Genomic DNA, 23,737 nt, shown 5'->3' with positions numbered 1-23,737 from the left:
TTAGCAAACGTGTCAGGCGGGAACGTTTGCGCCCCGCCGTCACCGTACTCGGACCTGGCCAGGGCCGGGTCCGGCTGAAAGACGACTTAGTTGACGGCGTCTTTCAGGCCTTTGCCGGCCTTGAAACCTGGAACCTTGGCGGCTTCGATCTTGATCGCCTTGCCGGTTTGCGGGTTGCGGCCGGTGCGCTCTGCGCGCTCCTTGACCGAGAAGGTACCGAAGCCAACCAGTACCACATCGTCACCTTGCTTCAGGGCGCCGGTGACGGATTCGATGACTGCGTCCAGCGCACGGCCGGCTACAGCTTTCGGGATGTCAGCAGATGCGGCGATAGCGTCAATCAGTTCCGACTTGTTCACTCTAAGTCCCCTTATTCTCTATTGAGTTTGTTTCTAAGTATGTAATGAAAAGCTTATGAAACGTGCGCTGGGTGGCCTGATGACAATAGCGTGCCGCTTTATAGCAAGGCCCCGAAAAAACTGTCAAGGAAAGCCCCCCAGCAAAAAACTACTAGTGCGTGCTGATTCTTTCCTTAGCATCGCCGTCGCGCTTTTCATCTTTCGCGACAATCTCCGGAGCCACATCTGGCAAGGGCTCCGGGGCGTATTGCAGCGCAATTTGCAGGACTTCGTCAATCCATTTGACCGGTTTGATCTGCAGATCCTGTTTGATATTTTCCGGAATCTCCTTCAGATCGCGAACATTCTCCTCGGGAATGATCACCGTCTTGATCCCGCCACGGTGTGCCGCCAGCAGTTTTTCCTTCAGCCCGCCAATCGCCAGCACCTGGCCACGCAGGGTGATTTCGCCGGTCATGGCCACATCGGCACGTACCGGAATCTGCGTCAGCGCCGACACCAGCGCAGTGCACATGCCGATACCGGCACTTGGGCCGTCCTTCGGCGTGGCGCCTTCAGGCATGTGGATATGCACGTCATGCTTCTCGTGGAAGTCGGCGGCGATACCCAGGCTGCGGGCACGGCTGCGCACCACGGTCTGCGCGGCGGTGATCGACTCGACCATGACGTCGCCCAGCGAGCCGGTCTTGATCAGTTGGCCCTTGCCGGGGATGACCACGGCTTCGATGGTCAGCAGTTCGCCGCCCACCTGGGTCCAGGCCAGGCCGGTAACCTGGCCGATCTGGTCCTGCTGCTCGGCCAGGCCGTAGCGGAACTTGCGCACGCCCAGCAGGTGTTCCAGCTGCTCGCTGGCCACCTTGACCTTGACCTGCTTCTGCCCGGTATGTTCCTTGACCACCTTGCGGCAGACCTTGGCAATTTGCCGCTCCAGGCCACGCACACCGGCTTCGCGGGTGTAGTAGCGGATGATGTCGCGGATCGCCGAAACGTCGACCTCCAGCTCTTCCTTCTTCAGGCCGTTGGCCTTGACCTGCTTGGGCACCAGGTACTTGACGGCGATGTTGATCTTCTCGTCTTCGGTGTAACCCGGCAGGCGGATGACTTCCATCCGGTCGAGCAATGCCGGCGGGATGTTCATCGAGTTCGAGGTGCACAGGAACATCACGTCCGAGAGGTCGTAGTCGACCTCCAGGTAGTGGTCGTTGAAGTTGTGGTTCTGCTCCGGGTCGAGCACTTCGAGCAGTGCCGAGGCCGGGTCGCCACGCATGTCGCTGCCCATCTTGTCGATTTCGTCCAGCAGGAACAGCGGGTTGCGCACCCCTACCTTGGTCATCTTCTGGATCAGGCGGCCAGGCATGGAACCGATGTAGGTACGGCGGTGGCCACGGATCTCGGCCTCGTCACGCACACCACCCAGGGCCATGCGCACGAACTTGCGGTTGGTGGCAGCGGCGATCGACTCGGCCAGCGAGGTCTTGCCGACGCCAGGCGGGCCGACCAGGCACAGTACCGGGCCGCGGATCTTCTTGACGCGCTTTTGCACGGCAAGGTATTCGAGGATGCGTTCCTTGACCTCTTCCAGGCCATAGTGGTCGGCATCGAGGATTTCCTCGGCCTTGGCCAGGTCCAGGCGCACCTTGCTCTGGGCCTTCCACGGCACCTGCACCAGCCAGTCAAGGTAGGAGCGCACCACAGTGGCCTCGGCCGACATCGGCGACATCTGCTTGAGCTTGTTCAGCTCGGCCTGGGCCTTGGCCAGTGCGTCCTTGGGCAAGCCAGCAGCTTCGATGCGCTTTTTCAGCTCTTCGACTTCGTTGTGGCCTTCGTCGCCGTCACCGAGTTCTTTCTGAATGGCCTTCATCTGCTCATTCAGGTAGTACTCGCGCTGACTGCGCTCCATCTGCTTCTTGACCCGACCGCGGATACGCTTTTCGACCTGCAGCAGGTCGATTTCGGCATCCAGCAGCGCCAATACGTGCTCGACACGGGTCGGCAGGTCGACGATTTCGAGGATTTCCTGCTTCTGCTCGATTTTCAGCGCCATGTGCGCGGCCATGGTGTCGACCAGGCGCCCCGGCTCTTCGATGCTGTTCAGCGACGACAGCACTTCGGCAGGGACTTTCTTGCCCAGCTGCACGTACTGCTCGAACTGCGACAGCAGCGTGCGCACGAACACTTCCGACTCGCGCTCGGCGGCGTCGACTTCATCGATCAGCGAAACTTCGGCACGGATGTGCCCTTCCACTTCGCTGAAACGCTCCACGGCGCCGCGCTGCTCGCCCTCGACCAGCACCTTGACGGTACCATCGGGCAGTTTCAGCAATTGCAATACGGTGGCAACGGTACCGACGCGGTACAGGGCGTCTTCGCCCGGGTCATCGTCGGCCGGGTTTTTCTGGGCCAGCAGGAGAATCTGCTTTTCGCCCGTCATCGCCGCCTCGAGGGCTTCGATGGACTTTTCGCGCCCCACGAACAGCGGGATGACCATGTGCGGGTAAACAACGACATCGCGCAATGGCAAAAGAGGCAAGTCGAGGGTGGTCTTCATGATTTCGCCTCTACAGCGGCCTTATGGCCGGAAACCGGTGGAAATGATGCTTGGACCTAATGTGGGGGCACGCTTGGGAAATTACAAGCGCTAGCGCAGGAAAAGCAGAAAGGGGCCCGTAGGCCCCTTCTTGCTTGCAACCGTCAACCGGCCATTGCCTGGATCAGGCGTCCGGCGCGGCCTTGGCTTGCGGCTCGCTGTTCTCGTAGATCATCAGCGGCTGCGAGGTGCCATCGATGACGCTCTCGTCGATCACCACCTTGCTGACATCCTTCTTCGAAGGAATCTCGTACATGGTGTCGAGCAGCACGCCCTCGAGGATCGAACGCAGGCCACGGGCGCCGGTCTTGCGCTCCAGGGCTTTGCGTGCCACGGCCTTGAGCGCATCGCTGCGGAACTCGAGGTCGACGCTTTCCATCTCGAACAGCTTGGCATACTGCTTGGTCAGGGCGTTCTTCGGCTCGGTGAGGATCTGCATCAGCGCAGCCTCGTCCAGCTCGTCGAGAGTTGCCAGTACCGGCAGGCGACCGACGAATTCCGGGATCAGGCCAAACTTGACCAGATCGTCCGGCTCGACCTCACGCAGGGACTCGCCAACCTTCTTGCCCTCTTCCTTGCTGCGTACTTCGGCGCCAAAACCGATGCCACCCTTGGTGGAGCGGTTCTGGATGACCTTTTCCAGGCCCGAGAAGGCGCCACCGCAGATGAACAGGATGTTGCGGGTATCGACCTGCAGGAATTCCTGTTGCGGGTGCTTGCGGCCGCCCTGCGGCGGAACCGAAGCCACGGTGCCTTCGATCAGCTTCAGCAGAGCCTGCTGCACGCCCTCGCCCGAGACGTCACGGGTGATGGACGGGTTGTCCGACTTGCGCGAGATCTTGTCGATCTCGTCGATGTAGACGATGCCCATCTGGGCCTTTTCCACATCGTAGTCGCACTTCTGCAACAGCTTCTGGATGATGTTCTCGACGTCCTCACCCACGTAACCGGCTTCGGTCAGGGTGGTGGCGTCAGCAATGGTGAACGGTACGTTCAACAGGCGTGCAAGGGTTTCGGCGAGCAGGGTCTTGCCCGAGCCGGTCGGCCCGATGAGCAGGATGTTGCTCTTGCCGAGTTCGACTTCATCACCCTTCTTGTCACGCTGGTTCAGGCGCTTGTAGTGGTTGTACACCGCTACGGCAAGCACCTTCTTCGCGCGTTCCTGGCCAATGACGTACTGGTCCAGGATACCGCTGATTTCTTTCGGCGAAGGCAATTTGTGCGCGCTGCTCTCGGCCTGGGCTTCCTGCACCTCCTCACGGATGATGTCGTTGCACAGGTCGACGCACTCGTCGCAGATAAATACCGAGGGCCCGGCAATCAGTTTGCGCACTTCGTGCTGGCTTTTGCCGCAGAAGGAGCAATAAAGCAATTTGCCGCTGTCCTCGCCGTTACGGGTGTCAGTCATTCGATCGATCCAATCCGGTAGGCTTGCAACACAAGATGAAGGCAATTGCGGGCTTTTTCAAGTCCGCAGGTAGGCGCTTTCCGCGCCCACCTGCTCTGGCACCCCGGTTCAGGAGGCCAGTTGCCGCTTGTCGTAGACCGAGTCGATCAGGCCGTACTCGGCCGCGCGCGAGGCGCTCATGAAGTTGTCACGTTCGGTGTCGCGCTTGATGGTCTCGAGATCCTGGCCGGTGTGGTAAGCCAGCAGCTCGTTCAGGCGGGCCTTGATATTGAGGATTTCCTGGGCGTGGATCTCGATATCGGTGGCCTGACCCTGGAAACCGCCCAGCGGCTGGTGGATCATCACGCGCGAGTTCGGCAGGCAGTGACGCTTGCCCTTGGCACCTGCAGCCAGCAGGAAGGCGCCCATGCTGCAGGCCTGGCCGATGCAGATGGTCGAGACGTCCGGCTTGATGAACTGCATGGTGTCGTAGATCGACATGCCGGCGGTGACGGAACCGCCCGGCGAGTTGATGTACAGATGGATATCCTTGTCCGGGTTTTCCGCCTCAAGGAACAGCAGTTGCGCGACGACGAGGTTGGCCATGTAGTCCTCTACCGGGCCAACCAGGAAGATCACACGCTCCTTCAACAGGCGCGAGTAGATGTCGTAAGCGCGTTCGCCACGGGCGGACTGCTCGATAACCATCGGGACCAGGCCGCCTGCGGCCTGGATGTCAGAGCTCTGCTGAATATAAGAATTGCGGGACATGTCCTGCGCTCACTCCCAAATAGTCATGGCTTGAATACGCACAAGCCAGCTCGAAGGCTGGCTTGTGGGGGTTTCCTACGAGAGAAGCCCGTTACTCAGCGGCGGCTGGAGCCTGTGCTGGTTTAACGGCATCTTCGTACGAGACCGACTTGTCGGTCACAGTCGCTTTCTGCAGAACAGTATCTACAACTTGTTCTTCCAGCACAACCGAACGGACTTCGTTCAGTTGCTGGTCGTTCTTGTAGTACCAGGCGATGACCTGCTCAGGCTCCTGGTAAGCCGAAGCCATTTCTTCGATCATTTCGCGAACCTTGCCTTCGTCCGGCTTCAGTTCGAACTGTTTGACCACTTCGGCCACGATCAGGCCCAGGACCACACGGCGCTTGGCTTGCTCTTCGAACAGCTCGGCTGGCAGTTGCTCTGGCTTGATGTTGCCACCGAACTGCTGAACAGCCTGCACGCGCAGACGGTTGACTTCGTTTTCCAGCAGGGCTTTCGGCACTTCGATCGGGTTGGCTGCCAGCAGACCATCCATTACCTGGTTCTTCACCTTGGCCTTGATGGCCTGGCGCAGTTCACGCTCCATGTTCTTGCGAACTTCGGTGCGGAAGCCTTCCAGAGTGGTTTCCTTGATGCCGAACTGGGCGAAGAATTCTTCGTTCAGCTCTGGCAGCACAGGGGCGGCAACGCTGTTGACGGTGATGGTGAACTCGGCGGCTTTGCCAGCCAGGTCCAGGTTCTGGTAGTCCTCAGGGAAGGTCACGTTAACAACGCGCTCTTCACCAGCCTTGGCGCCAACCAGGCCGTCTTCGAAGCCTGGGATCATGCGGCCGGAGCCCAGCACCAGCTGAGTGCCCTTGGCCGAACCACCGGCGAACACTTCACCGTCGACCTTGCCGACGAAGTCGATGTTGACCTGGTCGTCGTTCTGCGCGGCGCGCTCGACGGCCTCGAAGCGGGTGTTCTGCTTGCGCAGCACTTCCAGCATGTTGTCCAGGTCGGCGTCAGCCACTTCGGCGCTCAGGCGCTCGACGCTGATCGACTCGAGGCCGCCAACGGTGAACTCCGGGAACACTTCGAAGATGGCGACGAATTCCAGGTCCTTGCCCTTTTCGAAGGACTTCGGCTCTACCGCAGGGGCGCCAGCCGGGTTCAGCTTCTGCTCGACGATGGCTTCGTAGAAGGAAGCCTGGACCAGGTCACCGAAAGCCTCTTGACGGGCATCGGCTTCGAAACGCTGACGGATCACGCTCATCGGCACTTTGCCTGGGCGGAAGCCGGCAACCTTGGCGCGCTTGGCAGTCTGCTGCAGACGCTTGTTGACTTCGTTCTCGACGCGCTCGGCCGGAACGGCGATGGTCATGCGGCGCTCGAGAGCGGAAGTGTTTTCAACAGAAACTTGCATGGATATTCCTCGTTGCACAGACGTTAGCCGGCGTTTGCCCGACTCCAGAATCAAGGGCAAGCATTCTAGTGAGTCGCGCAGCAGAAGTCACCCCACTCGGGACGACGGGAAACCACGCCGGTCGATTAACTTTCAAGGCCCGCATGACATAGCACCGAGCCTGCTTCAATGGGGGCCGCACGACGCCCGGGGCGACCTGCAGCCGAAATACCTTGTCAAACAACTGCCACGAACGAATTCGCTTCCTTTAGTCAGGATCGATTTCGTTGAACTGGCAGTACTCCTCCCACTCCATCCCCAGCGCCTCGGCTACCTCGCGGTGCGTCTCCAGGCGCATGGCCTGCAGTTGCTCGGGGGTTTCGGCGATCAGTTGCAGGGCCAACTCCCAAGGCTGGATACCCTGCTCCTCGGCCGCATCCTCGAACGCCCACTCGATCTGCTGGGCCTGCTCGCGCGCATCCAGGTCGCGGATCTCCTCGAGCAACTGCGGATTGGCCTCGGCAAAGCGCTGTAGCGCCAGGGCCTGACGGGCTTCTTTTGCGATCATCGGGTTGTTCCTCTGCCGGCCAGCTGGGCCGGTGTTTCAACCGGCTGAAATCTAACAGCTTTTATTGGGGTGCCACCAGAGGATTGCAAGGGGGAATTGCGTCGCGGACGCTAAGTTCCTGGCGTGGGCCTTGTGGCGCCTTGGAGATCGAGCGCCGCCCGCGCGGCGCTTCGCGGGTATTCGCCTTGACACTTTCTGCGCCTGTGAGGTCGAGCGCCGCCCGCGCGGCGCTTCGCGGGACAAGCCCGCTCCCACATTTGTTGCAACGTGGCCATGCCTGTGGGAGAGGCGTTGCCAGTCTTGGTGCAAGGCTTGAGACCAGTGAGGCGGCAGCAGTGCCAACCCAGAAATACAGCCACCCCACCAAGGCTGACAACCATGGCCTGACAAGTTCGGCACGTTGCAACAAATGTGGGAGCGGGCTTGCCCCGCGAAGCGCCGCGCGGGCGGCGCTCGATCCCACAGGCGCCAGAACACCCAAGACATGCACACCGCAGCCACACAAGCCCAAAACAAAAAGGCGCCCGATCTCACGACCAAGGCGCCTTTCAAAATATGGGGTGGACGATGGGAATCGAACCCACGACAACTGGAATCACAATCCAGCGCTCTACCAACTGAGCTACGCCCACCATATTGCGGTCTTGCGATACAGCTTTTACAGAAGCATGGTGCGGACGAAGAGACTCGAACTCTTACAGCTTGCGCCGCTGGAACCTAAATCCAGTGTGTCTACCAATTTCACCACGTCCGCGTAACGCTTAAAACAAAGGCGCCAGATGCTATCGAGGCGCCTTTGAAGAATATGGGGTGGACGATGGGAATCGAACCCACGACAACTGGAATCACAATCCAGCGCTCTACCAACTGAGCTACGCCCACCATATTGCATTACAACTACCTGCTTGCCAAAGCTGCCTAATGGCGCACCCGGCAGGACTCGAACCTGCGACCATCCGCTTAGAAGGCGGATGCTCTATCCAGCTGAGCTACGGGCGCTTAAGCTTGAAGCCTAACCGAACGAGACCTTAACAGGTAACTGTTAAACCACTCATTCTGCCCGACTTAGCCAACCAGTGCTAGGCTGTGCCCGACAAGTGCGGCGAATCTTATAGGCGAGCCTGAAAGTCGTCAACACCTTTCTCAAAAAAATTTAAATTATTTAAGGGCTTAGGGGATTTGCCCGACCACCCGCCTTTGCCCTTGGCCCGTGTCGTGCGAGAATACGCCCTCTTTAATTGTTTCCTTCTCGATGGTTAATCACGCGTCTATGACTGCACACCTAATCGATGGCAAGGCGATCGCCGCCAGCCTGCGCCAGCAGATCGCTCAACGTGTCGTGGAGCGTCGCCAGCAAGGCCTGCGTACGCCGGGCCTGGCGGTGATCCTGGTCGGCACCGACCCCGCCTCCCAAGTCTATGTCTCGCACAAGCGCAAGGACTGCGAAGAGGTCGGCTTCATTTCGCAGGCGTTCGACCTGCCCAGCGAAACCACGCAGCAGGCCCTGACCGAGCTGATCGACCGCCTCAATGACGATCCGGCCGTCGACGGTATCCTGCTGCAACTGCCGCTGCCGGCGCACCTGGACGCCTCGCTGCTGCTCGAGCGCATCCGCCCGGACAAGGACGTGGACGGCTTCCACCCATACAACATCGGCCGCCTGGCCCAGCGTATCCCGCTGCTGCGCCCGTGCACGCCGAAGGGCATCATGACCCTGCTGGAAAGCACAGGCCAGGACCTGTACGGCATGAACGCGGTCATCGTCGGCGCCTCCAACATCGTTGGCCGCCCGATGGCCATGGAGCTGCTGCTGGCCGGCTGCACCGTGACCGTCTGCCACCGCTTCACCAAGGACCTCGCCGGCCATGTCGGCCGCGCCGACCTGGTGGTAGTGGCCGCAGGCAAGCCAGGCCTGGTCAAGGGTGAGTGGATCAAGGAAGGTGCCATCGTCATTGACGTGGGCATCAACCGCCAGGAAGACGGCAAGCTTGTCGGCGACGTGGTCTACGAGACTGCCCTGCCGCGCGCCGGCTGGATCACGCCGGTGCCGGGCGGCGTCGGGCCGATGACCCGGGCGTGCCTGCTGGAAAACACGCTGTATGCGGCCGAAGAGCTGCACAAGTAATACCGCGTGACATGAAAACGGCACCTCTGGCAGGTGCCGTTTTTTTGCCTGTGATTTATTTATTGGCTTTGCCGGCCTCTTCGCGGGTAAACCCGCTCCCACAGGGTGCGCGCCGCCCCAGAAGATGGCGATCTCTCTGTGGGAGCGGGTTTACCCGCGAAGAAGCCAGCGAAGGTCTTCAGCCGATCACTTCCTGGCCGCCTCCCACGACTTCAGCAGCTCGCTGTAGCTGACCGTCTCGCCCTTGGGCTTTTCGTTGGCCAGTTTCGGCTTCGGCGCACCGGGCTGGTCGAACCAGTACTGGGCGTCCTTCTCCGGGTTCAGCTTCGGTGCACAGGTCGCCTGGGCGTTGGAGCGCTGCAAGCGTTCCATCATCCGGTCCTGGTCGCGGGCCAGGCCGTCCAGGGCTTCCTGCGGTGTCTTCTCGCCGCTGGCCACTTCGGCGATGTGGCTCCACCACAACTGCGCCAACCGCGGGTAGTCCGGCACGTTGGTACCGGTTGGCGTCCACTGTACCCGCGCCGGGCTGCGATAGAACTCCACCAGCCCGCCCAGCTTGGGCGCCAGCTCGGTCATGGCCTGGGAGTTGATGTCCGACTCACGAATTGGCGTGAGGCCGACGATGGTCTTTTTCAGCGACACGGTCTTGGAGGTGACGAACTGGGCGTACAGCCAGGCAGCCAGGCGTTGCTTCTCGGGGGTGGACTTGAAGAAGGTCCACGAACCGGTGTCCTGGTAGCCCAACTTCATCCCCTCCTCCCAGTACGGCCCCTTCGGCGAAGGCGCCATGCGCCACTTCGGCGTGCCATCGGCATTGACCACTGGCAAACCCGGCTTGGTCATGTCGGCGGTAAACGCGGTGTACCAGAAGATCTGCTGGGCGATGTTGCCCTGGGCCGGCACCGGGCCGGCTTCGGAGAAGGTCATGCCCTGGGCTTCCTTGGGCGCATAGGCTCGCATCCAGTCCACGTACTTCTGCGTGGCATACACGGCAGCCGGGCCGTTGGTGTCGCCGCCACGGGTCACGCTGGAGCCCACCGGGTGGCAGTCCTCCACGCGAATGCCCCATTCGTCCACAGGCAAGCCATTGGGCAAACCTTTGTCGCCGCCACCGGCCATGGAGAACCAGGCATCGGTGAAGCGCCAGCCCAGCGACGGGTCTTTCTTGCCGTAATCCATGTGGCCATAGACGCGTTTGCCGTCGATTTCCTTGACGTCTTCGGTAAAGAACTTGGCGATGTCCTCGTAGGCTGACCAGTTCACCGGCACACCCAGCTCGTAGCCGTACTTCTCCTTGAACCTGGCCTTCAGTTCAGGCCGCTCGAACCAGTCGGCGCGGAACCAGTACAGGTTGGCGAACTGCTGGTCGGGCAACTGGTAAACCTTGCCGTCCGGCGCGGTGGTGAAGGAAATGCCGATGAAGTCCTTCAGGTCCAGGGTCGGCGAGGTGTAGGCCTTGCCTTCGTTGGCCATCAGGTCGGTGATCGATTCCACCTTGCCGTAGCGAAAGTGCGTGCCGATCAGGTCGGAGTCGTTGACCCAGCCGTCATAGATGTTCTTGTCCGACTGCATCTGTGTCTGCAGCTTTTCCACCACGTCGCCTTCCTGCAGCAGGTCGTGGGTCAGCTGGATACCGGTGATCTCGCTGAAGGCCTTGGCCAGCACCTTGGACTCGTATTCATGGGTGGTGATGGTTTCCGACACCACGTTGATCTTCATGCCACGGAACGGCTCGGCAGCCTTGATGAACCACTTCAACTCGGCCAGCTGCTGCTCAGGAGTGAGGGTCGAAGGCTTGAACTCACTGCCGAGCCACTTCTTTGCCGCGTCCTCGTACTGGTCGGCCCAGGCCGTGCCCTGCGCACTGGCCAGTACCAGCAACGCGGCCAGGGTCAAATGTCGCCTGTTGTACTTGTTGTCGAACATTGTGATCTCCCGTTTCAGTTATCCCACAGGGCCGCTCGCTCAGCCCAAGCGCAGCACCACCACCAGCCACGCCAGCGACAGCAGCGAGGCCACCCACAATGGCCACTCGCTGACGCCAACCACCAGCAAATGCAGGTAGGCGCTGGCCAGCAGGCCGATGAACAAGCGGTCGCCACGGCTGGTGACCAGCGGCAGGAAACCGCGTCGCTCCACGCAGGGGCGGCGCAGTTCGAGCAGGGTCATGCCCAGCAGCAGCACACCAACGGCGGCGAAGAACAGCGCCGTCGGCAAGGTCCAGGCCATCCACTCCATGCCTTGCCCTCCTCACACCCGGCCGAGGGCGAAGCCCTTGGCCACATGGTTGCGCACGAACCAGATCACCAGCATGCCCGGCAGGATGGTCAGTACCCCTGCCGCCGCCAGTACTCCCCAATCGATGCCCGAGGCCGACACGGTACGGGTCATCACCGCGGCGATCGGCTTGGCGTTCACCGAGGTCAGGGTGCGCGCCAGCAGCAGCTCGACCCAGGAGAACATGAAGCAGAAAAACGCCGTCACGCCGATGCCGGAGCCAATCAGCGGGACGAAGATCTTCACGAAGAAGCGCGGAAAGCTGTAGCCGTCGATGTAGGCCGTTTCGTCGATTTCCTTCGGCACACCAGACATGAACCCCTCGAGGATCCACACCGCCAGCGGCACGTTGAACAGGCAGTGCGCCAGGGCTACGGCGATATGGGTGTCGAACAGGCCGATCGACGAATACAGCTGGAAGAACGGCAGCAGGAACACCGCCGGTGGCGCCATGCGGTTGGTCAGCAACCAGAAGAACAGGTGCCGGTCACCGAGGAAGCGGTAACGCGAGAAGGCATATGCCGCTGGCAGCGCCACCAGCAGCGAAATCAGCGTGTTCAGGCACACGTAGTACAGCGAATTGATGTAGCCGCTGTACCAGCTGGCATCGGTGAAGATCACCCGGTAGTTGTCGAGGGTGAACGCCTGCGGCCACAGGGTCAGGCCACCGAGGATCTCGGTGTTGCTCTTGAACGACATGTTCAGCAGCCAGTAGATCGGCACCAGCAGGAAGAAGAAGTACAGCAGCAGGGCCAGCGATTTGCGCGTGCTCATGGCCTAGTCCTTGTCGGCATGGGTCATGGCTGTGTAGAACAGCCACGAAACCAGCAGGATGATCAGGAAGTACACCAGCGAGAATGCCGCCGCCGGGCCCAGGTCGAACTGCCCCACAGCCATGCGCGTGAGGGTCTGGCTGAGGAAGGTGGTGGCGTTGCCGGGCCCGCCACCGGTCAGCACGAAGGGCTCGGTGTAGATCATGAAGCTGTCCATGAAGCGCAGCATCACCGCGATCAGCAGCACGTTCTTCAGCTTGGGCAACTGGATATGGCGGAACACCGCCCAGCCCGAGGCGCGGTCGATGCGCGCAGCCTGGTAATACACGTCGGGGATGGCGCGCAGCCCCGAATAACAGAGCAACGCCACCAGCGATGTCCAGTGCCACACGTCCATCACCAGCACGGTCAGCCAAGCGTCGAACGGGTCGCCGGCGTAGTTGTAGCTGACCCCGAGACTGGCCAGGGTGGCGCCGAGCAGGCCGATGTCGGCCCGGCCGAAAATCTGCCAGATGGTGCCGACCACGTTCCACGGGATCAGCAGCGGGATGGCCATGACGATCAGGCAAACCGAGGCCATGCGCCCCTTGGTCGGCATGGTCAGGGCAATGGCGATGCCCAGCGGGATCTCGATCAGCAGCACGCAGGCGGAATAGATGAACTGGCGCAGCAGCGCATCGTGCAGTGCCGGGTCGCGCAGCACCTGGCGGTACCAGTCGGCGCCGACGAAGTAGCGGTTGGTCTGGTCGAAGATGTCCTGCACCGAGTAGTTGACCACCGTCATCATCGGCACCACCGCACTGAATGCCACCAGCAGGAACACCGGCAGCACCAGCCACCAGGCCTTGTTGTTCGGCACCTTGTTCATGGCCCGGCCTCCAGCAGCTCATCGTCCAGGTACAGCATCAGCCACTGCGCCGGCAGGCTGACCCAGGCCTGGGCCACCGGCAGCGGGCGGTCCTCGCCCAGGCGTGCCTTGAGTGCGACACCGCCCAGTTCGAGGGTGACGATGCGGTAGGTGCCCAGGTCCTCGACGTCCAGCACCCGGGCCGGGTAAGCGTCATCGAACGGGCTGTCCCACAGCTGCACGAATTCCGGGCGGATGCCTACCTGCAGGCGTCCACCGCCTGTGGCCGCCAGGCGCTCTCGCAGGTGCTCCCGCAGTTGCCCAGGCAGCACCAGGTGAATATCGCCGAACGCCACCCCGTCCGCTTCGGCGCGTACCTCGATCAGGTTCATCCCCGGGCTGCCGATGAAGTAACCGACGAAGGTATGCCGCGGTCGCTCGAACAGTTCGCGCGGGGTGCCGAACTGGACGATGCGCCCGCCGTGCATCACCGCAATCTTGTCGGCGAACGTCGAGGCCTCCAATTGGTCGTGGGTGACGTAGATCATGGTGATGTTGAACTGCTCGTGGATCTGCTTGAGCTTGCGCCGCAGCTTCCACTTCAGGTGCGGGTCGATCACCGTCAGCGGCTCGTCGAAGAGGATCGCCGAGACGTCATCGCGCACCAGGCCACGGCCCATGGAGACCTTCTGCTTTTCGTCGGCACTGAGGTTGCGCGCCTTCTTGCGCAGCACGGCCGACAGGTCGAGTACCTCGGCAATCTCCTCCACCCGGGCCTGCACCCGGGCTTCGTCCAGCCCCTGGTTGCGCAAGGGAAAGGCCAGGTTGTCGAACACCGTCATGGTGTCGTACACCACCGGAAACTGGAACACCTGGGCGATGTTGCGGGCCTGCGGTGACAACTGGTTGACCGGTTTGCCGTCGAACAGCACCTCGCCGTGGGATGGTGTCAGCAGCCCGGAGATGATGTTGAGCAAGGTCGACTTGCCGCAGCCGGACGGCCCGAGCAAGGCGTAGGCACCGCCCTGCTCCCACACATGCTCCAGTGCGTGCAGGGCATAGTCCGCCTCGCTGGCGGGCTGGCGGTTGTAGCTGTGCGCCAGTTGGCGCAGGCGGATCTCGGCCATCACCCTCTCCTTGCCTGGCGCAGCCCCGGGGCCTGCACCAGCGCCCCGGCACTGTCGAACACGAACAGCTTGTGGGTGGGGATGAACACGCGGATCGGCGTGTCCACCTGGTATTCGTGCACCCCTGGCAGGTGCAGGATCATGCGCCAGTGTTCGTTGCGCACATGCAGGAAGGTCTCTGAACCACTGATCTCGGCCAGTTCCACCAGCACCGCCAGCTCCAGGTCGTCGTCGTGGGCCGGCACCAGGCTGATGTGGCTGGGCCGCACGCCAAAGCGGTAGTCACCCTCGGCAAGCGGCTGCAAGTCGGCATTGCGGGCAAAGTGCACGGCCTGAGCCAGGCTCACGTCATTGCCGCTGATACGGCCAGGCACCAGGTTGATCGGTGGCTCGGAAAACAGCTCGGCAGCCAGCACGCTGCATGGGCGCTGGTAGACCTCGGCAGTAGGCCCGCTCTGGACGATACGGCCCTCATGCACGAGGGTGGTGGTGCCGCCCAGAGCCAGCGCCTCGTTGGGCTCGGTGGTGGCATACACGGCAATGCAGTGGCGCGCCGCGAACAGCTCGCGCAGCTCCTGGCGCAGGCCCTCGCGCAGCTTGTAGTCGAGGTTGACCAGAGGCTCGTCGAACAGGATCAGCGAGGCATCCTTGACCAGCGCCCGGGCCATCGCCGTGCGTTGCTGCTGGCCACCGGACAGCTCCAGCGGCAGGCGCTGCAGGTAGTGTTCGATACGCAGCATTTCGGCAGTTTCCTGAACCCGCCGGCGAATCTGCGGCTCGGCCATGCGTGCCTGGCGCAGCGGTGACGCAATATTCTCGTACACGCTGAGAGTCGGGTAATTGATGAACTGCTGATACACCATCGACACATTGCGCTGGCGCACCGGCATGCCCGTCACATCCTGGCCATCCATCAGCACCCGCCCCCGGTCCGGGCGGTCGAGCCCGGCCATCAGGCGCATCAGGCTGGTCTTGCCGGCCAGGGTGCGACCCAGCAGCACGTTGAACGAGCCGGGTTCGAAACGCAGTGAGGCATCGACGATCCAGGCCTGGTTGTCGACGCTGCGGCTGACCTGTTCCAGCACCAGGGACATGGCGTGGCCTTCTTGTGGTTTTTGTCTGCCGGGCACAGCCAGTTTCGTGCCAGTTGCGCCGCGACCGTCTGGCCCGGGGCCTTGCTGGCAACACCGGCCAATCGCAGGTTCACAAGTGAACACAAGCACTGAACAACTGAACACTTGCCGGTTTGACATTGAACAACCGTGCACGACACTGAACAGCGGTCGGCCCCATGACAACAATCACACAGGACAGGCCCATGGCCGCATCCGCTTCGCCCCATGCCCAACTGATCCAGGCCTCCTGGGCCCGCTGCCGCGACCACGGCCTGCAACCCCAGCACGCCCCGGACTTCGACTGCCTGACCCGCGCCGAGCTGAACGCCCTGCTGGAGCAGCGCCAGGCCCTGCTACGCCTGACCCGCGAAGCGGTGCTGCCGCAATATGCGCACCTGCTGGGCAATGCCAGCTACCTGGTGATGCTGGCCGATGCCAGCGGCTGCCTGCTCGACAGCTGGGGCTCGCGGCGTTTCATCGAGCCGCGCCAGCAGCACGGCTTCAGCGCCGGCGCCCACTGGCACGAGCGCGGTGTCGGTACCAATGCGCTGGGCACCGCGCTGGTCTGCGCCGAGGCGATCCATGTGGGTCAGGACGAGCACTTCCTGCGCCAGAACCGCTATATGTCCAGCGCCGCCGCGCCGTTGTTCGATGCCGAGCGGCAGCTGGTCGGGGTGCTCGATGTGGCCAGCGACGGCTACCTGCCCGCCAGCCAGACCCTGGGCCTGGTACGCATGATGGGCCAGAGCCTGGAGAACCGCCTGATCCTCGCCGAGCATGCCGGCCAGCACGCGCAACTGATCTTCAACAGCGCCTCCGACAACCTCGACAGCCCCTGGGCCGGTCTGCTGGTGTTCGATGAGCACGGGCGGGTTCTGGCCGCCAATCACCGGGCCGACACCCTGCTTGGGGGCAACCCGCTGCAGCAGAACATCGCGCAACTGTTCCAGTTGCCTCTGCAACAGCTGCTTGGCCATCCCCAGCAACAGCCCTTCGCCCTGCAAGCCATCGGGCGCAACCGCTTTCATTGCCAGTGGCAGCTGCCGCGCGAAGCCCCCGGCCGCCCCGCCGCCAGCAGCGCCGAGCCACGCCTGGAGAAGGCCTTGGCGCAGGCCGGCCTGCTGCTGGAAAAGGACATTCCGGTACTGGTGCAGGGTGAAACCGGCGTAGGCAAGGAGGTATTCGTCGAGACCCTGCACCGGGCCAGCAGCCGCGCCAGCCAGCCGCTGATCGCCGTCAACTGCGCGGCGATCCCGGCCGAGCTGGTGGAGTCGGAGCTGTTTGGCTACGACAAGGGCGCGTTCACCGGTGCCCACCAGAAGGGCAACCCGGGGCTGATCCGCAAGGCCCACCACGGCATCCTGTTCCTCGACGAAATCGGCGACATGCCGTTACCCACCCAGGCCCGCCTGTTGCGCGTGCTGCAGACGCGCAGTATCCAGCCATTGGGCAGCGGCGAACCGGTGGCGGTGGATATCCGCGTGGTGTCGGCAAGCAACCGCGACTTGACCGAAGAAGTGCGCGCCGGGCGTTTTCGCCAGGACCTGTTTTACCGCATCGCCGGGCTGGCAGTGGTGTTGCCGCCGCTGCGCGAGCGCAGTGACCGACGGCAGCTGATCGAGCAAGTGCATGCGCGCTACCGCGACCCCGGGCAACCAGTTCGGCTGCCTGCGGCTGTTATCGAGCTGCTCGATCGGCACCCCTGGCCGGGGAACATGCGTGAACTGGTGAGTGTGCTGCAGGTGGCGCTGGCCTTGGCGGGCAATGGGCCTGTCGGCCTGGAACACCTGCCTGCGGGTTTTCTCGCCGAGGCGCAGGTGCCTTTGCCGGTCGCGACCGAAGAGGCGGACCTGCACACGCTGGTGGAGCAAGCCAACGGCAACCTCTCGGCGGTGGCGCGCGGGCTCGGGATCAGCCGCACCACGCTGTACAAGCGGCTGCGTGAGCGATGATTGCCTTGGCCTGCGCTGGCCTCATCGCCGGCAAGCCAGCTCTCATAGAACTGCACATAAGTCATTGAATTAGCAGGGACCTTGTGGGAGCGGCTTTAGCCGCGAACACCGGCGCAGCCGGTGCCATGCACCGCGTTGGATTCTTCGCGGCTAAAGCCGCTCCCACAGGGTACGAGGATCGCTTGCGAATTCAGTTATCTGTGCGACAGCGCGGCCCATAGCGCTGGGCTATCTCCTACAGCGCGCTCTCAAGGCCGGTGATATCCCTGTGGAAGCCGGCTTGCCGGCGATAGGGCCGGCCCAGGCAGCCACAGCCGATTCGGCTGCCAGCGCAGCGTAATCAGCCAAAGCCGCTGCTGCCACAGCCCATTACAGCCAGCTTTACCTCCCCTTCCGCCGCACAATGAAACCAGAGCCCACTCTGGAAGCGTCGCCGCAGGGAGACCCCTCATGACCCGCTATATCGATGTGCAAGACCTGGCCCGCCTGGTCAACCGCAAAGGCCTGCCCACCTGCCTGCTGGAAATGGCCGACTACATCCGCCAGGACTACCTACGCTGGCATGCCTTCGAAAAATGCGCCCGGGTGGCCAACCATTCAGCGGACGGCGTGATCGAGCTGATGCCAATCTCGGACGCCAGCCGCTACGCCTTCAAGTACGTCAACGGCCACCCGAAGAACACTCGCCATGGCCTGCCCACGGTGATGGCCTTCGGCGCCCTGGCGAGCGTCGATACCGGTGCACCGTTGCTGCTCAGCGAAATGACCCTGACCACCGCCATCCGCACTGCGGCCACCTCGGCCCTGGCCGCCCGCTACCTGGCGCGCGCAGACAGTCGCAGCATGGCGTTGATCGGCAATGGCTCGCAGAGCGAGTTCCAGGCCATCGCCTTCAATGCCCTGCTGGGCATCGATGAAATCCGCCTGTACGACATCGACCCGGCCGCCTCGGCCAAACTGGTCGCCAACCTGGCCAACCGCCCCGGGCTCAAGCTGAGCATCGCCAGCTCCGTGGCCGAAGCGGTGCGCGGCGCCGATATCGTCACCACGGTTACCGCCGACAAGGCCTGCGCCACCATCCTTACCCCGGAGATGATCGAGCCAGGCATGCACCTGAATGCCGTGGGCGGTGACTGCCCGGGCAAGACCGAGCTGCACCGGGCGATCGTCGAGCGGGCCCGGGTGATCGTCGAGTACGAGCCGCAGAGCCGGGTGGAAGGCGAGATCCAGCAGATGCCGGCGGACTCGCCAGTGACCGAGTTCTGGCGGGTGGTTGCCGGAGAGGCCAAAGGGCGTGAGAGCGCCGAACAAGTGACGCTGTTCGACTCGGTAGGGTTTGCCCTGGAGGATTATTCGGCGTTGCGCTACGTGCTGGATACGGCGCAAGCGCTGGATATCGGCACAGACATCGGGCTGGTGCCGGTGCTGGAGGATCCGAAGGATTTGTATGGGTTGTTGCAGCCGCGGGTGGTGGAATTGCGGGCGGTGCCCAAGGCTGGTTCTGTCTGCGCCTGATAGACATTGGGGCTGCTGCGCAGCCCATCGCGACACAAGGCCGCTCCTACACAAGGACCGCATATCCCTTGTAGGAGCGGCCTTGTGTCGCGATGGGCCGCGCAGCGGCCCCCTTTACCGCCTAACCTGTCCAATGCCCTCTTCCGAACGAAGCCCAAGCGCATGGACACCAAGGACGCCAACGCCCACCCCCTCGACCGCATCGACGAAGCGATCATCGACATCCTGCGCCACGACGGCCGCATCACCTTCGAGAAACTTTCCAGCCTCGTCCACCTCACCCCGCGCCCCTGCCTGGAGCGTGTACGCAAGCTGGAGCGCCGTGGCGTGATCCGCGGTTACGGGGCGATCATCGACCTGCAGAAGGTCGCGCCCGGGGTGTCGCTGCTGGTGCTGGTCGCCCTGTCCAACCAAAGTGGACGGGCCGCGCAGAAGGCCTTCGAAGCCACTCTGCGCAACTGCCCGCAAGTGCACGAATGCCAGCTGATCAGCGGCCACTTCGACTACAGCCTGCGCCTGCGCTGCCGCGACATGGAGCACTACCGGCTGCTCAGCGAAAGCTGGATGAACGACGACACCCTGCACATCGACAAGCTGGTGGCACATCCGGTGCTGGCCGAGGTCCAGTCAATGGCCCGCTGATTGCAACAGTGTCCCAGGCGCTGGCCAAACCCTGCTCTGGTTCACGTGTAGTCATTCACGGCACGCACCGAACTAGAGCCTGACAGGCCGGAACGCCCCACAACTGGTCAGACCGGTAAGGCCGAAAACCCTTGCAATGTCAGATTTTTCGCGCTTTCATGGCTTCGCGCTGAACAAACCGGTAAGACCACAATAATTAAGTCCTGCGCTCTTTCGCCCCGTGCGGCTACCGAAGCAAGGACACCGATCAGAGATCCCTCCCATGCTCAAATGGTGCTCGCGTTCGATCTTCCTTCAAGTCGTGCTCGGCCTTGCCCTCGGCATCGCCTGCGGTCTCAGCTTCCCCGACCTCTCCCTGCAACTCAAACCCCTTGGCGACGGCTTCATCAAGCTGATCAAGATGCTCATCGGCCTGATCGTGTTCTGCGTGGTGGTCAGCGGTATCTCGGGTGCCGGCGACCTGAAGAAGGTCGGGCGCATCGGCCTGAAGTCGGTGATCTACTTCGAAGTGCTGACTACCCTGGCGCTGGTGATCGGCCTGGTGTTCGCCTTCACCAGCGGCATCGGCAGCGGCGCCAACATCCACCTGGACCAGCTGTCCAGCGCCGACGCCAGCAGCCTGGCAGAGCGTGGCCAGCATATCCACGGTGCCACGGCATTCTTCATGGACCTGATCCCCACCTCGGTGATCGGCGCCTTTGCCGACAACAACATCCTCCAGGTGCTGCTGTTCTCGGTACTGTTCGGCAGCGCGCTGAACCTGGTGGGCGACTCGGCAGCCGGCATCTCGCGGCTGATCAACGAACTGAGCCACGTGATCTTCCGCATCATGGGCATGATCGTGCGCCTGGCACCGATCGGCGTGTTCGGCGCCATCGCCTTCACCACCAGCAAGTACGGCCTGGAATCGCTGCAACACCTGGGCGGGCTGGTGGCGCTGTTCTACCTGACCTGTGCCGGCTTCGTACTGATCGTACTGGGCACGGTCATGCGCCTGTCGGGCCTGAAGCTGCTGCCACTGATCAAGTACCTGCGTGAAGAGCTGACCATCGTGCTGGGCACCGCCTCGTCCGACGCCGTACTGCCACAGATCATGCGCAAGCTGGAGCACCTGGGTATCGGCAGCTCCACCGTCGGCCTGGTGATCCCCACCGGCTATTCGTTCAACCTCGATGGATTCTCCATCTATCTGACCCTGGCCATCGTGTTCATTGCCAACGCCACCGGCACGCCACTGGCGATGACCGACCTGCTGACCATCCTGCTGGTGTCGCTGGTGACTTCCAAGGGTGCTCATGGCATCCCAGGCTCGGCGCTGGTGATCCTCGCCGCTACCCTGACCGCCGTGCCAGCGATCCCGGTGGTCGGCCTGGTACTGGTACTGGCGGTGGACTGGTTCATGGGCATCGGCCGGGCGCTGACCAACCTGATCGGCAACTGCGTGGCCACCGTGGCCATTGCCCGCTGGGAGAAGGACATCGACCTGGAACGTGCGCACAACGTGCTCGATGGCAAGCCCGGCTTCGCGCCCACGCCACGCAAGCAGCCCAACCCTCATCAACAGGAATTCTGAGCGAACGTGGCCGGCACTGATGCCGGCCCTTCCAGGAGCGAACCGTGATCAGCTCATCGACCGTCGTCAACTCAGTGGTGGAAAAACTGCGCCAGGCCCTGGCCCGAGGCCAATGGCGTACCGGCGACATGCTGCCAGGCCAGCGCGAACTGGCCGAACAACTGGGCATCAGCCGCCCCAGCCTGCGCGAAGCGGTGACTGTGCTGGAAACCCTGGGCCTGGTGCGCTCGCTACCGGGCAAGGGCGTACTGGTACTGGATGCCGATGCCGCCGCGCAGGAACCGGGCCTGGACACCAGCACCGCAGCCAGCCTGGCCGACGTACTGGAGCTGCGCTACACCCTTGAGCCCTTCATCGTCGGCCTGGTGGCGCAGTCGGCCAACAGCCAGGACATCGGCCAGTTGCGCCTGACCCTTATGGACATGCGTGAAGCGCTGGAGGCCGATGACAGCGAAGCCGGCGTCAGGGCCTACATCGCCTTCCATGAAGCGCTGTTCGCCCTGACCACCAATCCGATCTTCCAGAGCGTGGTGCAACAGACCGGCAATGCCCTCAAGCAGAGCGCCGACATGCTGCGCAATTCGCCAGAGCACCTGGCCGCGCGGCTGAAGGAAAACGAAGCGGTGGTGCGCGCCATACGTGAGCGCAGCAGCGCCCAGGCCAGTGCCCAGATGCGCCAGCACATCCTGGCCGAAGGGTTGCGCATGGGCATCCCGCTGAACATCCCGGAAGAACACCCGCATCCATGACCCCAGGAGAGCGACCATGAACGCCGCCCCTCACTTGCCGGCCCTGCTCGCGGCCGGCGAAACCCGCCTGTCGGCCGAGCAGATCTACCCGCGGCTGTTCGATGCCATCCTCGAACAGCGCCTGCCACCTGGCAGCCTGTTGCCCGAACAGGCACTGGGCCATGCCTTTGGTGTCAGCCGTACAGTGATCCGCCGCGTACTCGGGCGCCTGTCCGACCAGCAGGTTGTGGTGCAACGCCCCAGCCACACTGCGCATCTGGCCGCGCCCGACCCGGAGCAGGCACGCCAGGTACTCAGCGCCCGGCGCCTGACCGAAACCACGCTGATCACCCTGGCTGCGCAACGCGCCCGGCCGGCGCAGATTCGCCAGCTGCGACAACTGGTGGAGCGCGAGCGCCAGCACCATGAAAACGGCGAGCGTTGTGCAGCGATCCGCCTGGGTGGCGAGTTTCACCTGAAACTGGCGCAGGTGGCCGCCAATGCGCCACTGGCGCGGTTTCTCAATGGCCTGGTGCCGATGACCTCGCTGATCATCGCCCGCTACGAGTCGCCATGCTGCGATCACTGCGCGTGGCAGGAACATGCGGCGATCATCGATGCCGTGGAGCACGGCGATGCCGAGGCGGCGCTGGGGCTGATGCACAAGCACCTCGACCGCCTGGAAGAAAAGCTCGACCTGGAATGACCCATGCTCTTTCTGGTGAACGCGATCCTTGTGGGACCGCGTTCACGCAGAAATCTGCGTTGATCCTGAACGGCCGATAGGCTGCACGGCAGCCCATCACTCCCCACCCTATACTCCGAGAACCATCCCAGCCTCTACCAGGGAGGCGGTTGCGTGAGCATTCGAGCCCTGCTGCTGTGCCTGCTGCTGGCCCTGGCCGGCTGCGCAGGCAAGCCCCCACCTGTGCCGCCACCACCGGTGGTGCTCACCCCCGCCGCCTGGCAACGCATCGACCAGGAACTGATCGAAGCCTCGGTCGGCGCCGGCAGCTCGGCCAACGACTATGCGCGGCGCTCCATGCGGGTGTGGAAGGAACAGGTACAGCAGCGCACCGAAAGCGACTTCATCCCCTGGTTTACCGGCTACTGGACCCAGCAGTGGCTGACCCTCAAGGTGGCCTGGTACAAGATCGACAGCGGTGAAGGCCGGGAGCCGGCGGAAAAGCGCCTGGCGCTGTACCTGCAGGAGCAGTACCACAAGCGGGTGATCGAACCGGTGGCCGAGCAGATCAACCCCGAAGGCATCCGCGACCGTGCCAGCGAGCTGTACTTGCAGCTGCTCGGCCAGCAGCTGCCAGCGATCATCAGCCGCTACAACGCGCCCCCCGAGCAGTTCAGCCAGCGCCTCAACCGCATTCCCGCCATCGCCCTGGGGCCGCCGGATGCGCGCAATGCCAGCCTGTACCAACTGCTGCGGGCCAAGTCGCTGGCCCAGCAACCGGCGTGGCAAGCCATGCGCCAGCACCTGCAGGCCAGCAAAGGCCCCGGAAAAACCGATGTCGGGCTGAACTCGGTGGCCAACCAGGCCAGCGAAAAGCTCGGCGCCACCCTGGCACCGCGCGGCATCGCCAGTGCCGTGGCGTCGGCGGTGGGCAAGGTGGCGGGGGCGATGATTTCGATTGCGGCGGCTGGCTACGGGATGATGACCCATGACCGCGAACACCCGCAGATGGTCGAGCAGTTGCGGGTGATCCTCAACGTGGCGCTGAACCAGGAGTGGCAGGAACTGATGGAGAATCGCCAGAGCGGGGCCATGTCGGGGGTGTACTACCTGTCGGGGCAGGTCGAGGACAGCTTGCTGGCCAGTGCACCGAGGCCGACGGAGCAACCGGTCGAGCAGCAGGTGAAGCAGCAGGAGCCTTTGATCATTCGCCTGGCGCCCTAGTGGTTGATTGTTCCGACCTCTTCGCGGGTAAACCCGCTCCCACAGGGTCGTTCACAGCATTCAAAGCCTGTGATATCCCTGTGGGAGCGGGTTCACCC

At 62.9% G+C, this 23,737-nt stretch carries 20 protein-coding genes and 4 tRNA genes; 8 read left to right on the top strand and 16 right to left on the bottom strand.

Annotated elements, in window-relative coordinates; translation table 11 throughout:
- Nucleotides 1–86: 86 nt before the first annotated feature.
- From hupB to RIN61_RS20735, 10 genes are all read right to left on the bottom strand, one after another.
- Complete coding sequence (hupB, locus tag RIN61_RS20780) at nt 87–359, bottom strand: nucleoid-associated protein HU-beta (protein ID WP_003250246.1); 273 nt, start codon at nt 357–359, stop codon at nt 87–89.
- Between the two features lie 151 nt (nt 360–510).
- Nucleotides 511–2,907 (bottom strand): endopeptidase La, encoded by a 2,397-nt coding sequence (gene lon, locus RIN61_RS20775; RefSeq protein ID WP_087501118.1) that lies wholly within the window; start codon nt 2,905–2,907, stop codon nt 511–513.
- Between the two features lie 163 nt (nt 2,908–3,070).
- Nucleotides 3,071–4,354: an ATP-dependent Clp protease ATP-binding subunit ClpX gene (gene clpX / locus RIN61_RS20770; RefSeq protein WP_025338419.1), complete on the bottom strand. Its 1,284-nt coding sequence runs from the start codon at nt 4,352–4,354 to the stop codon at nt 3,071–3,073.
- A 108-nt stretch (nt 4,355–4,462) separates the two neighbouring features.
- Nucleotides 4,463–5,104, bottom strand: a complete 642-nt coding sequence (clpP, locus tag RIN61_RS20765) for an ATP-dependent Clp endopeptidase proteolytic subunit ClpP (RefSeq protein WP_003259400.1) — start codon at nt 5,102–5,104, stop codon at nt 4,463–4,465.
- A gap of 91 nt (nt 5,105–5,195) precedes the next feature.
- Nucleotides 5,196–6,509, bottom strand: a complete 1,314-nt coding sequence (tig, locus tag RIN61_RS20760) for a trigger factor (RefSeq protein ID WP_112252312.1) — start codon at nt 6,507–6,509, stop codon at nt 5,196–5,198.
- Nucleotides 6,510–6,756: 247 nt separating this feature from the next.
- Complete coding sequence (locus RIN61_RS20755) at nt 6,757–7,056, bottom strand: DUF6388 family protein (protein ID WP_207877548.1); 300 nt, start codon at nt 7,054–7,056, stop codon at nt 6,757–6,759.
- Between the two features lie 556 nt (nt 7,057–7,612).
- Nucleotides 7,613–7,688 (bottom strand) — tRNA-His (locus RIN61_RS20750).
- A gap of 37 nt (nt 7,689–7,725) precedes the next feature.
- A tRNA-Leu gene (locus tag RIN61_RS20745) sits at nt 7,726–7,810 on the bottom strand.
- A gap of 52 nt (nt 7,811–7,862) precedes the next feature.
- Nucleotides 7,863–7,938: transfer RNA gene (locus RIN61_RS20740), tRNA-His, on the bottom strand.
- Nucleotides 7,939–7,978: 40 nt separating this feature from the next.
- Nucleotides 7,979–8,055 (bottom strand) — tRNA-Arg (locus RIN61_RS20735).
- A gap of 271 nt (nt 8,056–8,326) precedes the next feature.
- Between RIN61_RS20735 and folD the strand changes: the two genes are divergently transcribed.
- A complete protein-coding gene (folD, locus tag RIN61_RS20730; RefSeq protein WP_013971879.1) occupies nt 8,327–9,181 on the top strand; it encodes a bifunctional methylenetetrahydrofolate dehydrogenase/methenyltetrahydrofolate cyclohydrolase FolD in 855 nt (284 codons plus the stop codon).
- Between the two features lie 186 nt (nt 9,182–9,367).
- Here folD and RIN61_RS20725 read toward each other — a convergent pair whose 3' ends face one another.
- Genes RIN61_RS20725 through RIN61_RS20700 form a run of 6 tightly spaced genes read right to left on the bottom strand, consistent with a single transcriptional unit; the run spans nt 9,368 to nt 15,299 of the window.
- Entirely contained in the window at nt 9,368–11,107 is a 1,740-nt protein-coding gene (locus RIN61_RS20725) for an ABC transporter substrate-binding protein (protein WP_112252310.1), read from the bottom strand.
- 39 nt (nt 11,108–11,146) lie between these two features.
- On the bottom strand, nt 11,147–11,419 hold the full coding sequence (locus RIN61_RS20720) for a DUF2160 domain-containing protein (RefSeq protein ID WP_112252309.1): 273 nt from the start codon (nt 11,417–11,419) through the stop codon (nt 11,147–11,149).
- A 12-nt stretch (nt 11,420–11,431) separates the two neighbouring features.
- Complete coding sequence (locus RIN61_RS20715) at nt 11,432–12,232, bottom strand: carbohydrate ABC transporter permease (protein ID WP_112252308.1); 801 nt, start codon at nt 12,230–12,232, stop codon at nt 11,432–11,434.
- Between the two features lie 3 nt (nt 12,233–12,235).
- On the bottom strand, nt 12,236–13,099 hold the full coding sequence (locus RIN61_RS20710; protein WP_133970997.1) for a carbohydrate ABC transporter permease: 864 nt from the start codon (nt 13,097–13,099) through the stop codon (nt 12,236–12,238).
- Nucleotides 13,096–14,205 carry an ABC transporter ATP-binding protein gene (locus tag RIN61_RS20705; RefSeq protein ID WP_112252306.1) on the bottom strand — a complete coding sequence of 370 codons (1,110 nt, stop codon included), beginning with the start codon at nt 14,203–14,205 and terminating at the stop codon, nt 13,096–13,098. The genes RIN61_RS20710 and RIN61_RS20705 overlap by 4 nt, the downstream gene beginning before the upstream one ends.
- Nucleotides 14,205–15,299, bottom strand: a complete 1,095-nt coding sequence (locus RIN61_RS20700) for an ABC transporter ATP-binding protein (RefSeq protein WP_207877552.1) — start codon at nt 15,297–15,299, stop codon at nt 14,205–14,207. The genes RIN61_RS20705 and RIN61_RS20700 overlap by 1 nt, the downstream gene beginning before the upstream one ends.
- 224 nt (nt 15,300–15,523) lie before the next feature.
- Here RIN61_RS20700 and RIN61_RS20695 point away from each other — a divergent pair, with 224 nt between their 5' ends.
- From RIN61_RS20695 to RIN61_RS20665, 7 genes are all read left to right on the top strand, one after another.
- A complete protein-coding gene (locus RIN61_RS20695; RefSeq protein WP_207877554.1) occupies nt 15,524–17,272 on the top strand; it encodes a sigma-54-dependent Fis family transcriptional regulator in 1,749 nt (582 codons plus the stop codon).
- Nucleotides 17,273–17,722: 450 nt separating this feature from the next.
- Complete coding sequence (locus tag RIN61_RS20690; RefSeq protein ID WP_313853780.1) at nt 17,723–18,787, top strand: ornithine cyclodeaminase; 1,065 nt, start codon at nt 17,723–17,725, stop codon at nt 18,785–18,787.
- A gap of 162 nt (nt 18,788–18,949) precedes the next feature.
- Nucleotides 18,950–19,429: an Lrp/AsnC family transcriptional regulator gene (locus tag RIN61_RS20685; protein ID WP_112252302.1), complete on the top strand. Its 480-nt coding sequence runs from the start codon at nt 18,950–18,952 to the stop codon at nt 19,427–19,429.
- Between the two features lie 262 nt (nt 19,430–19,691).
- The gene (locus tag RIN61_RS20680; protein WP_003260726.1) at nt 19,692–21,002 is read left to right on the top strand and encodes a C4-dicarboxylate transporter DctA; all 1,311 of its coding nucleotides are present in this window, start codon (nt 19,692–19,694) and stop codon (nt 21,000–21,002) included.
- Between the two features lie 44 nt (nt 21,003–21,046).
- Nucleotides 21,047–21,751 carry a FadR/GntR family transcriptional regulator gene (locus RIN61_RS20675; protein WP_112252301.1) on the top strand — a complete coding sequence of 235 codons (705 nt, stop codon included), beginning with the start codon at nt 21,047–21,049 and terminating at the stop codon, nt 21,749–21,751.
- Nucleotides 21,752–21,767: 16 nt separating this feature from the next.
- The gene (locus RIN61_RS20670; protein ID WP_313853776.1) at nt 21,768–22,436 is read left to right on the top strand and encodes a GntR family transcriptional regulator; all 669 of its coding nucleotides are present in this window, start codon (nt 21,768–21,770) and stop codon (nt 22,434–22,436) included.
- 153 nt (nt 22,437–22,589) lie between these two features.
- On the top strand, nt 22,590–23,639 hold the full coding sequence (locus tag RIN61_RS20665; RefSeq protein ID WP_313853774.1) for a hypothetical protein: 1,050 nt from the start codon (nt 22,590–22,592) through the stop codon (nt 23,637–23,639).
- Nucleotides 23,640–23,737 lie beyond the last annotated feature (98 nt).

This window comes from Pseudomonas inefficax (assembly GCF_032164165.1).
Classification (GTDB): Bacteria; Pseudomonadota; Gammaproteobacteria; order Pseudomonadales; family Pseudomonadaceae; genus Aquipseudomonas; species Aquipseudomonas inefficax.
Note: the sequence above shows the minus strand (reverse complement) of the source record. Positions and strands in the feature narration are given on the sequence as shown.

What these genes read in the sequence shown, in the direction of transcription:
- RIN61_RS20720 (WP_112252309.1), bottom strand. Translation starts at nt 11,419, where the DNA reads ATGGAGTGGATGGCCTGGACCTTGCCGACGGCGCTGTTCTTCGCCGCC.
- RIN61_RS20725 (WP_112252310.1), bottom strand. Translation starts at nt 11,107, where the DNA reads ATGTTCGACAACAAGTACAACAGGCGACATTTGACCCTGGCCGCGTTG.
- lon (WP_087501118.1), bottom strand. Translation starts at nt 2,907, where the DNA reads ATGAAGACCACCCTCGACTTGCCTCTTTTGCCATTGCGCGATGTCGTT.
- RIN61_RS20755 (WP_207877548.1), bottom strand. Translation starts at nt 7,056, where the DNA reads ATGATCGCAAAAGAAGCCCGTCAGGCCCTGGCGCTACAGCGCTTTGCC.
- RIN61_RS20670 (WP_313853776.1), top strand. Translation starts at nt 21,768, where the DNA reads ATGAACGCCGCCCCTCACTTGCCGGCCCTGCTCGCGGCCGGCGAAACC.
- RIN61_RS20680 (WP_003260726.1), top strand. Translation starts at nt 19,692, where the DNA reads ATGCTCAAATGGTGCTCGCGTTCGATCTTCCTTCAAGTCGTGCTCGGC.
- RIN61_RS20685 (WP_112252302.1), top strand. Translation starts at nt 18,950, where the DNA reads ATGGACACCAAGGACGCCAACGCCCACCCCCTCGACCGCATCGACGAA.
- RIN61_RS20710 (WP_133970997.1), bottom strand. Translation starts at nt 13,099, where the DNA reads ATGAACAAGGTGCCGAACAACAAGGCCTGGTGGCTGGTGCTGCCGGTG.
- RIN61_RS20695 (WP_207877554.1), top strand. Translation starts at nt 15,524, where the DNA reads ATGGCCGCATCCGCTTCGCCCCATGCCCAACTGATCCAGGCCTCCTGG.
- folD (WP_013971879.1), top strand. Translation starts at nt 8,327, where the DNA reads ATGACTGCACACCTAATCGATGGCAAGGCGATCGCCGCCAGCCTGCGC.
- RIN61_RS20700 (WP_207877552.1), bottom strand. Translation starts at nt 15,299, where the DNA reads ATGTCCCTGGTGCTGGAACAGGTCAGCCGCAGCGTCGACAACCAGGCC.
- RIN61_RS20705 (WP_112252306.1), bottom strand. Translation starts at nt 14,205, where the DNA reads ATGGCCGAGATCCGCCTGCGCCAACTGGCGCACAGCTACAACCGCCAG.
- clpX (WP_025338419.1), bottom strand. Translation starts at nt 4,354, where the DNA reads ATGACTGACACCCGTAACGGCGAGGACAGCGGCAAATTGCTTTATTGC.
- RIN61_RS20690 (WP_313853780.1), top strand. Translation starts at nt 17,723, where the DNA reads ATGACCCGCTATATCGATGTGCAAGACCTGGCCCGCCTGGTCAACCGC.
- RIN61_RS20715 (WP_112252308.1), bottom strand. Translation starts at nt 12,232, where the DNA reads ATGAGCACGCGCAAATCGCTGGCCCTGCTGCTGTACTTCTTCTTCCTG.
- tig (WP_112252312.1), bottom strand. Translation starts at nt 6,509, where the DNA reads ATGCAAGTTTCTGTTGAAAACACTTCCGCTCTCGAGCGCCGCATGACC.
- clpP (WP_003259400.1), bottom strand. Translation starts at nt 5,104, where the DNA reads ATGTCCCGCAATTCTTATATTCAGCAGAGCTCTGACATCCAGGCCGCA.